The following is a 12,547-nucleotide window of genomic DNA, read 5'->3' as shown; positions in this document are numbered from 1 at the left end:
GTGGTTCAAACAGCGCCGGCGCCCTAATCGGCGCCAAGCATGCCCAGCCAAGCCAGGGTGGTCAAGCGTGAAGCTTTGCGGCATCTTAGCTGGCTAACTAATAAGAGAGCCATCATGCGCAGCCAAGCCTTGCGTGCCGATGTCCTGATACTGATTACCGCAGTGATCTGGGGCTCGGCGTTTGTCGCACAAACTTCCGGTATGGATCATATCGGCCCCTTCCTTTATTCCGGCCTGCGCTTCGCCCTCGGCTCACTCTGCCTCTTGCCGCTGGTGCTGCGTAAAACACCCACGGATCGTCAGCCCGAACCCTTGCTCAATCGTGGGCTGCTACTGGGCGGCGTACTCATGGGGCTGGCCCTGGCCCTGGGCATCAATCTGCAACAGGTGGGGCTGATGTTCACCACCGTCACCAATGCAGGTTTCATCACCGGGCTCTATGTCATTGTAGTGCCGCTTCTGGGGCTGCTGATTGGCCACAAGACTGGCTTGGGTACCTGGCTCGGCGCCGTGCTGGCGGTGGTGGGCATGTTCCTGCTGAGCGTCAGCGACAGCTTCCACGTTGCCTCGGGAGACTGGCTGCAGTTGATTGGCGCCTTCGTCTGGGGTGGGCACGTGATTCTGGTGGGAGTTTTCGCCGGCCGTCATGACCCGATTCGCCTGGCGTTCCTGCAATTTGCTACCTGCGCGGTGGTCAGCCTGATCCTGGCGTTGTGCCTGGAACCGCTTCACTGGGAAGCGATTGTCGGCGCCGGGCCGGCCATTCTCTATGGCGGGGTGGTGGCCGTCGGTATCGGCTACACCTTGCAGGTGATTGCCCAAAAGGACGCAATCGCCTCTCACGCGGCAATCATTCTGTCCCTGGAAGCGGTATTTGCCGCCATTGCCGGGGCCTGGTTGCTGGATGAGTCGCTGCAGGCCCGCGGCTACTTCGGCTGCGCGCTGATGCTCAGCGGCATGCTGGTAGCCCAGCTATGGCCACAAAAGCCTCATTCCAGCACGACTACACAAAGGGCTTGAGCCGGGCATGCACATCGTCATCCGGATCGATGGCCTTCTGGAACTTCGCTGACAGGTAATGGGTGCTGAACACATCGAGGTAGGCATCCAGTACCTGGCTGACCTGCTCATCGCCGGCCAGCTCCAGGCATAACGCCGCCACTTCAGCGGTACAGAAGTGATCATCACGCTTGGAGCGACGCAGCTTGTAGCGCGAGAGCTTCTCCGGGGACAGGCTGAGAACCGGCAAGTGCTCCAGGTAAGGGCTCTTGCGGAACATCTTGCGCGCCTCGCTCCAGGTAGCGTCCAGCAGAATGAACAGCGGCCGCTTGCCCTCCTCCTGCCTGACTTCGCTGACCACCCGTTCGGGCGCGACGAACTCGCCCGGAAACACGATATAAGGCTGCCACTGCGGGTCGGCCAGCAACGCCAGCAGTTGCGGATCGACCTCAGTACGCGACCAGCTGAACGCCGTTGTGTCGCCGATTACATCGGCAATCAGCCAACCGGTATTGCTCGGCTTGAGCGGTTCGACGTCGTGCATCACCAGGCACATGGCTGACCGGGCAACGACTTTCGGTCGCCAGGCACACAGGCAATGGCTGGGAATCACTCGGCAGCGGGGGCAGCGTTCAGCCCGTGAGCCGCGTGCGAAAAAGGGCTTGGCCACGCGCGCCATCCGCAGATCACGTAGACGGGAAACCGCATGACTCATCGCAGGACATGCCAGCAAGAAACAGAAATCAACACGACAAACACTCAAGAGGGTAAAAAGTCGGACAAGTTTATCAGAGCTATCTGTTCAAACCTGTACCGCCCTGCGGCCTCTCCCCCTATAATTCGTCGCCACTGAACGCACAGTCGAGTGGCTGGTCGAAGCATCAGTCACTGCACCAGGAGAGTTTCATGTTGCGCTTTACCATTCCTACCGTCGCCCTTCTGCTGGCCCTGCCCCTGGGTGCCCAAGCTGCGTCCCTGCAAGAATTCGAACTGGGCAAAATGCTGGAGAAGGTCGCTGCGGAAAGCAACGTCGGCACTCCTCGGGAAATCAACGAGAACATTCTCGACCAGGGCTATACCGTTGAAGGCAAGGAACTGATCAACCACCTCAGCGTGCAGTCTGGCCATGCCGAGCAGATGCGCGCCAATCCCAAGGCGGTCTACCTGCAACTTGGGGCAAGCGTCTGCCGCAACCCCAACTACCGCAAGCTGATGGCCAAAGGCGCCATCATGCGTTACGAGTTCACTGAAAACCGCACCAATCGCCCAGTGGCCTCGGCGCGCTTTCAGGAGTCGGATTGCCCGGCGCAAAGCACGCCCAAGAAAAAGTAATCACGAACGAGCGGCGCGCCGCTGCTGATCATCGGCGCGCAGCTCGGCGACCAGGGCCTGTAGGTATCGCGATGGCCGCTCCTGTGCTGCCAATCGGCGCCGGCACTCATCCTCCAGGCTTATTTGATGGTCAGCGGCGGCGGCTTGCAGCAACTGATACAACTGCGGATCAATCTCCAGCGTGACAATGGTCATCCTCTGCCTCCCTGCTCTGGGCCTGCATGGCCCAGAACCCGCCTGCCTCTCTCCGGCCCCTGCTCCTGCGCCAGACGCTGCACCTTAGTAAATCAGAGCCGTCATCCCTTGCCGCCCCTCCTGACCAGCGGTGCCAGCCTGGGGAAAACCGCGAACAAGCGGTTGCCAGCCAAGACTTTATGGGCACATGATCAAGCCATGTCCGAAACAGCTTGCGGACGGTTGAGGAGGCCGTCCTTGTGCGTCTTGCTGTGCAAATGTTCTCAAATAAAGGAAAGCAGGACCTCTGTGGATGACCCCAACACTGCCCAGCGATTGTCAGCTGTGATCGGGTCCGGAAATTCGCTCATTCGCTGGGCTGAGCAGGCAGCGACACAGGCAGTGTCGTGGCACATTCGAATATCTCGATCGTGCGCAAGGTTCTGTGCAGAAGGAGAAGCTGAATGCCTTACCAATCGAATGACCTGTTAAGTCGTCATTTTCAGAGCAACGGCGTCGACCTGACGAACCAGGTCGAAGCGCAACTCAACCAGATAGCCCCCAACAGCCCGAATCTTCCTCTTTACCGCGACATGGTGCTCACCGTCCTGCGTATGGCCGAGGATGACCTCAATCGCTGGAATGCCAAGATAACCCTGCAGGCCCTGCGCGAACTGGAGCACGCCTTCCGTGTCCTGGAACAGTTCAAGGGCCGACGCAAAGTGACGGTCTTCGGCTCGGCACGCACCCCCAGTGAACACCCGCTATACGCCATGGCCCGAGAGCTGGGCGCGGCCCTGGCCCGCTCGGATCTGATGGTCATTACCGGGGCCGGCGGGGGCATCATGGCCGCCGCCCACGATGGTGCAGGCCTGGAGCACAGCTTGGGGTTCAACATCACCCTGCCTTTCGAGCAGCATGCCAACCCCACCGTTGGCGGTACGGAGAACCTGCTGTCGTTCCACTTTTTCTTCACCCGCAAGCTGTTCTTCGTCAAGGAGGCCGACGCACTGGTGCTTTGCCCTGGCGGCTTTGGCACCCTTGATGAAGCTCTGGAAGTACTGACCCTGATTCAGACCGGCAAAAGCCCGCTGGTACCCGTGGTACTGCTAGACATGCCGGGTGGACAGTTCTGGCAAGGCGCGCTGGACTTCATCCACAACCAACTGGAAGCCAATCGCTACATTCTGCCCAGTGACATGAAGCTGGTGCGCCTGGTGCACAGCACTGAAGAAGCGGTGCAGGAAATCCAGCAGTTCTATGCCAACTTCCACTCCAGCCGCTGGCTCAAGCAACAGTTCGTCATCCGCATGAACTACAACCTCAATGAGCAGGCGCTGGAGCAGATGCAGACAGCATTCGCCGACCTGTGCCTGAGTGGCCAGTTTCAACAGCATGCCTACAGCGGGGAGGAACACGACGAAGTGCAGTTCAGCCACCTGGCGCGACTGTCATTCGCCTTCAATGCTCGCGACAACGGTCGCCTGCGCGAGCTAATCGACTTCATCAACCTGCCGGAAAACTGGGCCAGGCCTCAGCCTCAAACAACGCAACGGGCACGAGAAACCAGCAAAGCCAACTGACCCCAGCCATAGCCCGCTGCATTATGCAGCGGGTACGGCGTCAGTCGTCCATGCCCCGGCCACTCAACAAGCGGCTGATCATGTCCATGGAATACCCGCGATAACTCAGGAAACGCCCTTGCTTGGCACGCTCTCGAGCATCTGCAGGAAACTGCCCGGCAAACTTGCGTTGCCAGACGTCACGCAATTGTTCCTGCCAATCGATACCGCACTCGCGCAGCGCAAGATCAATATCGCTGCGCTGCAAGCCGCGCTGGCCCAGTTCCTCGCGAATACGCATGGGCCCGTAGCCGGACCGTGCACGATAGGAAACAAAGCTTTCGAGATAACGGGATTCGGACAGCAGGCCTTCTTCCGTCAAACGGTCAAGGGCTGCTTCGATCATTTCAGGAGGGGCGCCGCGCTGACGCAGTTTACGCGTCAGCTCGACCCGACCGTGCTCGCGTCTTGCGAGCAGGTCCATTGCGGTTCGCCGCACCGCGACGAGGGTATCGAGTACGGCGGTCATTGGATCAATCAGATATCAGCGTCGGCCATATCGTCTTCGGTCTCTTTGACCGGGTTGGCTTTGACGTCTGGCGATGCAGTCAGCAGTTTTTCACGGATCTGCTTCTCCAGCGCGTTGCCGATTTCCGGGTTGTCCTGCAGGAACTTGGCCGAGTTGGCCTTGCCCTGACCGATCTTGTTGCCCTGGTAGCTGTACCAGGCACCGGATTTCTCCAGGAAGCCGTGAAGCACGCCCAGATCGATGATTTCACCGTTGAGGTAGATGCCCTTGCCGTAAAGAATCTGGAACTCGGCCTGACGGAACGGTGGAGCCACCTTGTTCTTGACGATCTTGACCCGGGTTTCGCTGCCCACCACTTCGTCGCCTTCCTTCACCGCGCCGGTGCGGCGGATGTCCAGACGGACCGAAGCGTAGAACTTCAGCGCGTTACCACCGGTGGTGGTTTCCGGGCTACCGAACATCACGCCGATCTTCATGCGGATCTGGTTGATGAAGATCACCAGGCAGTTGGCGTTCTTGATGTTACCGGTGATTTTGCGCAGCGCCTGGGACATCAGGCGGGCTTGCAGGCCCACGTGCATGTCGCCCATTTCACCTTCGATTTCAGCCTTGGGCACCAGGGCCGCCACGGAGTCGACGATGATCACGTCAACGGCGTTGGAACGCACCAGCATGTCGGTGATTTCCAGGGCCTGTTCGCCGGTGTCCGGCTGGGAAACCAGCAGGTCGTCAACATTCACACCCAGCTTCCCGGCGTATTCCGGATCCAGTGCGTGCTCGGCATCGACGAACGCACAAGTGGCACCGGCTTTCTGCGCCTGGGCAATAACCGACAGAGTCAGGGTAGTTTTACCGGAAGACTCAGGGCCGTAGATTTCAACGATACGGCCTTTTGGCAGACCGCCAATGCCCAGAGCAATGTCCAGACCCAGAGAGCCGGTGGAAATGGCCGGGATCGCCTGACGGTCGTGATCGCCCATACGCATTACGGCACCCTTGCCGAATTGACGTTCGATCTGACCCAGGGCCGCAGCCAAGGCTTTCTTCTTGTTGTCGTCCATTAAAGTCCTCACGTAATCAATAAGGCCTGACGGCCAACACCTGTATAAGTAGCCAGTATTATTCCACAGCGTTCGAGGATCGCCTACCCCTGATTTGCGATTTCTGCCGCAGCATGTTGCAGCAACCCCTCTAGCGCGGCCTTCACCGTTTGTCGGCGGACCTCATCGCGATTTCCCGGAAAGTGCCGGCACTCGGTGGTCAGGGTCTCTCCCGCCCCCCAGGCCAGCCACACAGTGCCCACAGGCTTCTGCGCAGAACCGCCATCCGGCCCGGCGATACCGCTGACCGCCACGGCAAAATGGGCATGACTCCTGGCCTGTGCCCCACGGACCATGGCCTCGACCACTTCACGACTGACAGCGCCGACCGAATTGAACAAATCGGCCGGCACATTCAATTGCAGGGTCTTCTGGCGATTGGAATAGGTGACATAACCGGCCTCGAACCAGGCCGAACTGCCAGGAATCCTCGTGATCGCCTCGGCGATGCCTCCCCCGGTGCAGGACTCCGCGGTGGTGACGTGGGCATTCAGAACCTGCAAACGCCTGCCGAGTTCAGCGGCAAGCTGGGTGATTTCTTTCACAATCCTCTCCTGATGGGGCTGGCGTGTGCTTACCGTACACCAGGCTAAGTGGCTTGCAAGTGACAGGCTGTCAGATCGGAATCAGAGTTGAGTACTCGTGGACCGGTTTATCTCCCTTGCGCAGCTTCGACAATCACGCGCGGCCTCCAGAACCACTGAAACAGGCACGTCACTTGGTGATCAGCATGTCGATGGTGCTGGTATCACAAGAGTAATTGGCCTTCTTGTCCAGGACAAAATAGATGGACGACAACTTGCTGACAGGCACCTTGCTTACCGAAAAAACAGCTCCCGTACCTCTGGCCAAGCTACCCGACTGAAGAACCGAGTCATCCAAATTCAGGGACCAGGCAACCCCATCGCCACAGCTGTCGTGAATGCTGTTGACACGCCCGAGAACATTTACCTCACCAACGACCGGGCTGCTCCAGCGGATAACCGTCTGGCTATTTTTCCCGGGGTGAAACGCCACATTGCCCGGAGCGATAACAAAACTGCCGTTTCCAGTGAATATATAAGTCTTGAAGTGGACCGATACGTGAGCCCCTGATACCGGGTCCTGCCAACAGGTCACAGGTTGAGCAGTGCAGTCGTCCGCCTTGAAGAAAGGTAGCAACGTATAGTTTTCAGGCTTGTTCACCCCTGATGTGTTCTGCATGAATGTCCAGGGCGAGTTCGCCACGACACTTTCCTTGGCCAGCATTACATCCCTTGCCAGGTTCCACGACATGGCCGTCTCTGCACTCACATTGAAGGAAATCCCGATCAGTGCAAACAAGCTCATCAGCAAGATGTTTTTAGTATTCTGCATAACTTCTCCAGTAGTTCTCATTCCGAGCGTGCATGCTCATTTTTCAAACAAAGCCGCGCGCATTCGGCAGTCCTGAAACGGCCAAATAATGCGAACTTCATATAAATCCCCAAGTACCCGAGGCCATAAGCCAATGTCCTGCATCGCTGACGCGATAGCACTTTTACTGGCTATCACTGGCCGTCACCTTGTCACTCCTCCCTTCCACCTGGATGCGACCCAATCCGGTCGGCTCCAGTGGAGCCGGAGAGTGAATCGGCAACCTGCTCTCAGGGCTGCAGCAACGTCCCCGTAGAGCTACGCAGCACAGCCTGGGATTCGCGCACCCACCGCTGCAACGCCTTCAATTGCTCGGCATTGGCGTGGCATTCGCTGTAGTTGTCGACGACGCTGGCGGCGACGGTAGAGAGTGCAAGGCCCGAGGCGGCGCCATCAGTGACGCTGGGGCCTCCGGCCACGGGCAGGTTGGCGGCGCCGGCGTCGTGCACCCGGACAAAACCATCAGGCACAACGCAGGCCCTATCAGCCGCTTTCGAGACATAGACAGGAACCTCCTTGGTGATGGTGGCGCCCGCCTGATAGACCTTGACGATACGGTCGACGTACTCGACCACCACCTTTTCCCTGACCGTGCCCAGGGCCCGGCCTTGTTCGAAGGATTGCTGCAGCCGAGCCTCGTCGAGGCGCTGGTGTTTAGTGCGTTCACTGCCGGCGCCGCCGACAAAACCGAGGGCATAAAGCAACGCAGCCGCCAGGGCTACGGCCAGCCAACCGCTGATGTTCATCAAGCCACTCCTGCTATCCGTAAAAGAAATGGGCCTGCCGATCCGCGACCATCAGCCCCCAATCAGGCAGGGAATTCAGACCACGGGCAGGCAAAGCACCGCCCGCGCCCTGGCCCAGAGTTGCAGGCGATCCTGCAAGCCGTTCAAACCACCGTTGATGCGGCGGGTAATGCTATTGAACTCATCGCGATCAGCCAGGGCATTGAGTCCGCCGCGCTCCCAGAACCAGGCCGCCGACTCGGCGGCCCATTGCGGCTGCTCCAGCAGTTCCGGCAACTCCAGCAGGCGCTCATCACCGAACAGCCCGAGGCTGCACTGGCGATAGTTGCTGCGCCCGGTGATCTGGATCAGCCCACGCCCGCGATAACGCTGGCCGTCGCCGTCAGCCTCCGGTGTATTGCCCAGGCGTGCCGCGAGCGTGCCGGTGTCGTACTTGCTCAGGTATTGATCACTGCCCAGCTCGCGCACATATAGCAGTTGCCCGGATTCGTGGCCGATCTGGGCAAGAAAGGCCGCCTGGCGCTTCGGCGTATCGATCTGCCGGTGAGCCATGGCGGTATTGAGTGGAGAAACAAAAACGCCCGCTTGGCGGCGGGCGTTAGGCATGATTTGTTGCAGTTGTTGTTCGGTGATTGGCATGGTCGGTGTTTGTAAATGGGATAAGAAAACGCCCCGACGGTGCGGGGCGTTTATGAGATATGTTCAGCCATCCAGGTTGGCGCTACTGGCCGGAAATTGGCATCTGGAAAATCCGCCGACTGAGGCCAGTCTCGTAGGGCCTGCATATGCACGAGCAACTGTATGAACTGATCAGCAGAAAGCGTGGTAACCATCGCGATCTCAGTTTGATCACGGTGACGGTCACGCAGCCACACGCCCCGCGCCAGCTCTTGGTCACGATAGGAGCGTTCGGTAGCAGCCAGCTCTTCTTTTGTCAGAGGTGACGGAACTGGATCAGGGGGAATACCGATACAGTACCACTCATCGTTTCCCACGTTGTCAGGCCCCGAAACCGCTCGCCATCCCTGGCCATCATTACGAACTGCATAACTCATAAACTGTCCTCCCATCCCAAACAAGTAAGACGATCTCCGGCGTACTGAGCGGCGCGATAGATGTTCGGGCCTTCCAGTTGTAGCTGGTACTGCGCAAGGTGTTGAGATGCTGCATAAAACACCAATGGCTGATTTGTGAGGCTCGTGTACCCACCATAACCATCATTGGGAGCAACCATTTGCGTGCTGTTGGTCCCCGTCATCGCCATATGAATGGTAACGGCTGTAGGGGGCACAAATGGCGCTACTGGAATCGCGACATAGGTCGGAATGCTGATGTGCCCCTGCACTCCAGCCGAAATGACGACATTGCCAGGGACATTGCTGCCGGGCGTTACTCTGTAACTGCAACGATTCCCGCGCTGTATGAAGTTCAGCGGATATTTGTTCGCCGTCGCATCAGTTTTAATCCAACCGACTCGTGCCTTGTGCGTATAGCCGGCCGGCAACTTTGGGGCTGTTGCACTCAGCGAGAGCAAGCCAGCCGGAGCGTTACCGTTCCAAATCACCCAAACGCTATACCAGGTTGATGGGGCCAACTCGCCGACATCTATCCCGTTTTCTCCCACAGTCAGGCCACTAAAGCTCAAGTTGATCCCACTCAGTGAACGCAATAGCCCACCCGCACCAACGATCAACTGGTCAGCCGAAACATTCACCTGCGCGCCCCCCCCCGAGGCTGAAAGCGACAGACTCCTATACCCACCTACAATCGATATTGGTTTTTGCTCTTGGACTTCCAAAGCCAGAGAGGCAATGTCGATGTTTCCCTGATTGACGGGTGCGTTCCAGGCCTTGATACACCACATAACCACCAAGTTGCGAGGTCGGTTTTCCCCCCCTGTCCGCGGTGTGCCATTTGCAGCATCAGGCAGGGCTCCTCCAACCATAAATGGGTTAGCCGAGTCCGTTACACCTGAGGAGCCGAGGTTAGTACCACTGCCGGCATGAGAGCATGCAACTGAGGTCGATGTAATTCCTGCTGATGCGGTTACACCCATTCTGAAACGATATTCGTGTATGTGCCCTTGCATCTGATCGATTTGGTAACTGCCCAGAACGCGTCCAGAATCAACGCCCCGCCCATGATCCCAACCCCGCAGAAACTCCCCTCGTGACTCAGGCAAGCGGAATTTACCCGTTCCTTCCCCACCCGTATTGAACGTAGTCCCCAGATAAGCCGCCAGATCCGGATAGGTCGCAGCACTCTGCACACTGCCATCCACCTCCAGGAACCCAGCCGGCACCGTCCCCTTGGGAAACGGCACCATGGCCCCCACCGGCAAGGCCGACATGTTTTTCAACAGTGCCTCGATCTCCGCCTTGGTGTAGGTCACCGACTTGGTGTAAGCATCGGTAATCCCGTACTCGGCCAAGGTGGTGCGGATTTTCTCCGGTGGAATTGAATCCCGAACGATCGCCTTGATCGCCGCCAGCAACTGATCATGCTCGGCCTCGGCCGGCTCCTTCCCACCCGCACGAATCACATTGAGCAATTCGTCGGTAACCGCGTTTCCCCATTCCGAGGAAATCAGTGAGCCGACTTGCCCAGTCACCGGGTTCTCGTCGACAAACTTCCCATTTACCAACCCAACACTTGGCACACTTTTCGGATAGTCCACGTTGTCCAATCCTCTCTATTCATAGTTGATGTACACCTGGGTATGCGCCGGTGTACTGCGATGGATCAGGCATTCCAGGGCGCTGCCCGGGTTCATGCCAAAACGTTCGCCCCAATAGCTCGCGCCGAAGCGCCGGCCCAGTTGCAGGCGGCCGCCGGTATTGAGGGTCCACATGAAATTCGCCCGCCAGGTGCCGAAATGGGCGTGACCAAAACGTGAGCGGCCCATGCGTGGGGTGCTCAGTTCGGTGACGCTGGCATTGGGGTAGCCCTGGCTGCGGGCGATTTCGACGAAGTAGGCGGCGCGCTGGCTGCCCACCGCCAACAGACGACGGCGCACGGCCAGGCGCCGGTCTTCGAACAGCGGGGTCAGGCCCAGGCAGGGGTCGGGCAGATCCATGACCTTTTCCCAATCCGTCACCAGTTCGCTGACGCTGGCCGGGTCCATTTCGTTTTGCAGGTCCACGGCCCGGGCGTCGATGCGCGCCAGCTCCTGGGAGATGCCCTGCAACACCCGTTCAAGCTCCGGCACCCGTTCCGGGTCCCACGCCGGGCCGCTGGGTAGCAGGCTGCGCAGCTGGCCCTGGTACTGGGCGGCGCTTCTTATTGCAGCCATTGGCAACCTCCAAATACCAGCAGTTGGTTGCTGCTTGCCGGCACATCGGCCAGCGGCGCCAGCAGGCGGTGATCCTGTTCACCGGTGGCGCTGCTGATGGCCTCGCGGATGTGGCTCAGGAGCAGGGTTTCTCCCAGGCCGGCCTCGCGGCTGTGCAGGTCGCGCAGTTGGTCCTCGACCGCGGCCCGCACCGCACTGGTGTCGGGGGTCAGGCGCACCTGGTAGATCACCGGCTGTATCACTGGCGCCAGCACATGCACTTCGGCGGTTACCGGGCGCAAGGGCTCGATATAGGCCAGAACCCGCGCCAGCTGCTCGGCATTGGGAATCGGCTGCAGGTCGTCGTCACGCATGACGAACAGGCCCACCGTGCCTGGCCCCAGGTAGTTGCGTCGGCACCAGGCACGGGTGATGCCCGGGCACTCCATGGCCCAGGTTTCGTAGTCGTCCGCCGAGCCGCCATGGGGAATGATCCGATAGGAACGGATCACCCGCGAGCGCAGGGATTCGAGGCTTTCCCGGGCCACGCCACCGCTCAGGCCCGGGGCCAGGACGGTGAACGAGTTGCTGATGCCCTGCACCGGCTGCACCGCGGTCAGCTCCAGGCCGGCATCGGCATTGCCCAGGGTACCGCCGTCGACGGCCTGGATCGTGGTGCTGTTGAGGCCTGCGCTGGTGGTGCGCGCGGCGGTCACTGTGTAGCTGCGACCGTCGCTGCTTTGCAACAGGGTGCCGAGATCCAGCACGGCACCAGCTGCCGCGTTGAAACTGACGCTGCCACTGGCCGCCTGGGCGGTCTTGCGCGGCTGGTTCAGGCGCAGCGCGGCGATGCGCTCCAGGGTCGACTCATCGGCCTTGTCCGGAAGGATCTGCTCGGCGATCCAATCCAGGTAGCCATACAGGCCAAAGGCGGCACCGCTCAGGGTGTGGGCCAGCACTTGGGCATCGGACTGGCGCAGCGAATCGCTGGCCAGGTCGCTTTGGGTGCGCTGAATCAGCACCGGCAGCGAAGGCGTTTCAAACGGCATAGGTCACCTGCCAACTGTGAATGGGGTTGATGTCCAGGCGCTCGCCGTCGGCCAGGATCAGCACCGTGCGCAGGTTCAGGCGCTGGGCATCGAGGCGCTCGGTCATGATCTCCACGGCGTTGCAGTGGCCATCGTCGATCAGCCACTGCAGGGCCTCGCGGGCATAGAACTCGGCATCGAGCTGGGTCTGCCGGCTCAGCTTGACCCGGCGCAACAGCCACAGCCGCGAGCCGATACGGTCGTCGGCCACGCTGGGAAAACTGTCGCCCCACCAGCCGTAGCGCTGATCGTCATCCAGGGCGTCGTCATCGGCGGCGCGGCGCCAGGTGAACAGGCTGATTTCCACAGCCCGGGTCAGGGCGTTCTTCAGGTCATAAGTGGCGAACATGC

The 12,547-nt window shown here is 59.7% G+C and carries 16 protein-coding genes; 3 read left to right on the top strand and 13 right to left on the bottom strand.

Features of this window, described 5'->3' with window-relative positions:
* Window positions 1–114: 114 nt before the first annotated feature.
* The gene (locus AC1RL5_RS08265; protein WP_492589228.1) at window positions 115–1,020 is read left to right on the top strand and encodes a DMT family transporter; all 906 of its coding nucleotides are present in this window, start codon (window positions 115–117) and stop codon (window positions 1,018–1,020) included.
* Here AC1RL5_RS08265 and AC1RL5_RS08260 read toward each other — a convergent pair.
* Entirely contained in the window at window positions 1,004–1,714 is a 711-nt protein-coding gene (locus AC1RL5_RS08260; protein WP_011059584.1) for a tRNA-uridine aminocarboxypropyltransferase, read from the bottom strand. The two genes, AC1RL5_RS08265 and AC1RL5_RS08260, sit on opposite strands and share 17 nt — an antisense overlap.
* A gap of 191 nt (window positions 1,715–1,905) precedes the next feature.
* On the opposite strand from AC1RL5_RS08260, the gene AC1RL5_RS08255 reads away from it, so the two are divergent.
* On the top strand, window positions 1,906–2,331 hold the full coding sequence (locus AC1RL5_RS08255) for a quorum-sensing-regulated virulence factor family protein (RefSeq protein ID WP_011059583.1): 426 nt from the start codon (window positions 1,906–1,908) through the stop codon (window positions 2,329–2,331).
* On the opposite strand, the gene AC1RL5_RS08250 is transcribed toward AC1RL5_RS08255, so the two are convergent.
* On the bottom strand, window positions 2,332–2,526 hold the full coding sequence (locus tag AC1RL5_RS08250) for a hypothetical protein (protein WP_011059582.1): 195 nt from the start codon (window positions 2,524–2,526) through the stop codon (window positions 2,332–2,334).
* A 443-nt stretch (window positions 2,527–2,969) separates the two neighbouring features.
* On the opposite strand from AC1RL5_RS08250, the gene AC1RL5_RS08245 reads away from it, so the two are divergent.
* Window positions 2,970–4,088 carry an LOG family protein gene (locus AC1RL5_RS08245; RefSeq protein ID WP_011059581.1) on the top strand — a complete coding sequence of 373 codons (1,119 nt, stop codon included), beginning with the start codon at window positions 2,970–2,972 and terminating at the stop codon, window positions 4,086–4,088.
* A 40-nt stretch (window positions 4,089–4,128) separates the two neighbouring features.
* Here the strand turns inward: AC1RL5_RS08245 and recX are convergent, their stop codons facing one another.
* The 11 genes from recX to AC1RL5_RS08190 all read right to left on the bottom strand — a co-directional run bounded on the left by recX (window position 4,129) and on the right by AC1RL5_RS08190 (window position 12,545).
* Window positions 4,129–4,596: a recombination regulator RecX gene (recX, locus tag AC1RL5_RS08240; RefSeq protein ID WP_041116266.1), complete on the bottom strand. Its 468-nt coding sequence runs from the start codon at window positions 4,594–4,596 to the stop codon at window positions 4,129–4,131.
* 8 nt (window positions 4,597–4,604) lie between these two features.
* On the bottom strand, window positions 4,605–5,657 hold the full coding sequence (recA, locus tag AC1RL5_RS08235) for a recombinase RecA (RefSeq protein WP_011059579.1): 1,053 nt from the start codon (window positions 5,655–5,657) through the stop codon (window positions 4,605–4,607).
* 83 nt (window positions 5,658–5,740) lie between these two features.
* A complete protein-coding gene (locus AC1RL5_RS08230) occupies window positions 5,741–6,241 on the bottom strand; it encodes a CinA family protein (protein WP_011059578.1) in 501 nt (166 codons plus the stop codon).
* Window positions 6,242–6,410: 169 nt separating this feature from the next.
* The gene (locus AC1RL5_RS08225) at window positions 6,411–7,052 is read right to left on the bottom strand and encodes a hypothetical protein (protein ID WP_145712735.1); all 642 of its coding nucleotides are present in this window, start codon (window positions 7,050–7,052) and stop codon (window positions 6,411–6,413) included.
* A gap of 269 nt (window positions 7,053–7,321) precedes the next feature.
* On the bottom strand, window positions 7,322–7,837 hold the full coding sequence (locus tag AC1RL5_RS08220) for a hypothetical protein (RefSeq protein WP_492589227.1): 516 nt from the start codon (window positions 7,835–7,837) through the stop codon (window positions 7,322–7,324).
* 75 nt (window positions 7,838–7,912) lie between these two features.
* On the bottom strand, window positions 7,913–8,476 hold the full coding sequence (locus AC1RL5_RS08215; protein WP_072451141.1) for a glycoside hydrolase family 19 protein: 564 nt from the start codon (window positions 8,474–8,476) through the stop codon (window positions 7,913–7,915).
* A gap of 50 nt (window positions 8,477–8,526) precedes the next feature.
* The gene (locus AC1RL5_RS08210) at window positions 8,527–8,892 is read right to left on the bottom strand and encodes a phage tail assembly chaperone (RefSeq protein WP_083533707.1); all 366 of its coding nucleotides are present in this window, start codon (window positions 8,890–8,892) and stop codon (window positions 8,527–8,529) included.
* A complete protein-coding gene (locus AC1RL5_RS08205) occupies window positions 8,889–10,514 on the bottom strand; it encodes a phage tail protein (protein ID WP_492589226.1) in 1,626 nt (541 codons plus the stop codon). The genes AC1RL5_RS08210 and AC1RL5_RS08205 overlap by 4 nt, the downstream gene beginning before the upstream one ends.
* Before the next feature lie 15 nt (window positions 10,515–10,529).
* Window positions 10,530–11,129, bottom strand: coding sequence for a YmfQ family protein (locus tag AC1RL5_RS08200; protein WP_207239846.1), 600 nt, complete (start codon window positions 11,127–11,129; stop codon window positions 10,530–10,532).
* The gene (locus AC1RL5_RS08195; protein WP_093404373.1) at window positions 11,117–12,157 is read right to left on the bottom strand and encodes a baseplate J/gp47 family protein; all 1,041 of its coding nucleotides are present in this window, start codon (window positions 12,155–12,157) and stop codon (window positions 11,117–11,119) included. The genes AC1RL5_RS08200 and AC1RL5_RS08195 overlap by 13 nt, the downstream gene beginning before the upstream one ends.
* A complete protein-coding gene (locus tag AC1RL5_RS08190; protein ID WP_011059570.1) occupies window positions 12,147–12,545 on the bottom strand; it encodes a phage GP46 family protein in 399 nt (132 codons plus the stop codon). Before AC1RL5_RS08190 ends, AC1RL5_RS08195 begins: the two co-directional genes overlap by 11 nt.
* Window positions 12,546–12,547 lie beyond the last annotated feature (2 nt).

The organism is Pseudomonas sp. GW822-FHT06D10 (genome assembly GCF_058799535.1).
Note: the sequence above shows the minus strand (reverse complement) of the source record. Positions and strands in the feature narration are given on the sequence as shown.

Excerpts from the sequence above, each read along its gene's own strand:
- AC1RL5_RS08265 (WP_492589228.1), top strand. The coding sequence starts at position 115 with ATGCGCAGCCAAGCCTTGCGTGCCGATGTCCTGATACTGATTACCGCA.
- AC1RL5_RS08260 (WP_011059584.1), bottom strand. The coding sequence starts at position 1,714 with ATGAGTCATGCGGTTTCCCGTCTACGTGATCTGCGGATGGCGCGCGTG.
- AC1RL5_RS08255 (WP_011059583.1), top strand. The coding sequence starts at position 1,906 with ATGTTGCGCTTTACCATTCCTACCGTCGCCCTTCTGCTGGCCCTGCCC.
- AC1RL5_RS08250 (WP_011059582.1), bottom strand. The coding sequence starts at position 2,526 with ATGACCATTGTCACGCTGGAGATTGATCCGCAGTTGTATCAGTTGCTG.
- AC1RL5_RS08245 (WP_011059581.1), top strand. The coding sequence starts at position 2,970 with ATGCCTTACCAATCGAATGACCTGTTAAGTCGTCATTTTCAGAGCAAC.
- recX (WP_041116266.1), bottom strand. The coding sequence starts at position 4,596 with ATGACCGCCGTACTCGATACCCTCGTCGCGGTGCGGCGAACCGCAATG.
- recA (WP_011059579.1), bottom strand. The coding sequence starts at position 5,657 with ATGGACGACAACAAGAAGAAAGCCTTGGCTGCGGCCCTGGGTCAGATC.
- AC1RL5_RS08225 (WP_145712735.1), bottom strand. The coding sequence starts at position 7,052 with ATGCAGAATACTAAAAACATCTTGCTGATGAGCTTGTTTGCACTGATC.
- AC1RL5_RS08220 (WP_492589227.1), bottom strand. The coding sequence starts at position 7,837 with ATGAACATCAGCGGTTGGCTGGCCGTAGCCCTGGCGGCTGCGTTGCTT.
- AC1RL5_RS08215 (WP_072451141.1), bottom strand. The coding sequence starts at position 8,476 with ATGCCAATCACCGAACAACAACTGCAACAAATCATGCCTAACGCCCGC.
- AC1RL5_RS08210 (WP_083533707.1), bottom strand. The coding sequence starts at position 8,892 with ATGAGTTATGCAGTTCGTAATGATGGCCAGGGATGGCGAGCGGTTTCG.
- AC1RL5_RS08200 (WP_207239846.1), bottom strand. The coding sequence starts at position 11,129 with ATGGCTGCAATAAGAAGCGCCGCCCAGTACCAGGGCCAGCTGCGCAGC.
- AC1RL5_RS08195 (WP_093404373.1), bottom strand. The coding sequence starts at position 12,157 with ATGCCGTTTGAAACGCCTTCGCTGCCGGTGCTGATTCAGCGCACCCAA.
- AC1RL5_RS08190 (WP_011059570.1), bottom strand. The coding sequence starts at position 12,545 with ATGTTCGCCACTTATGACCTGAAGAACGCCCTGACCCGGGCTGTGGAA.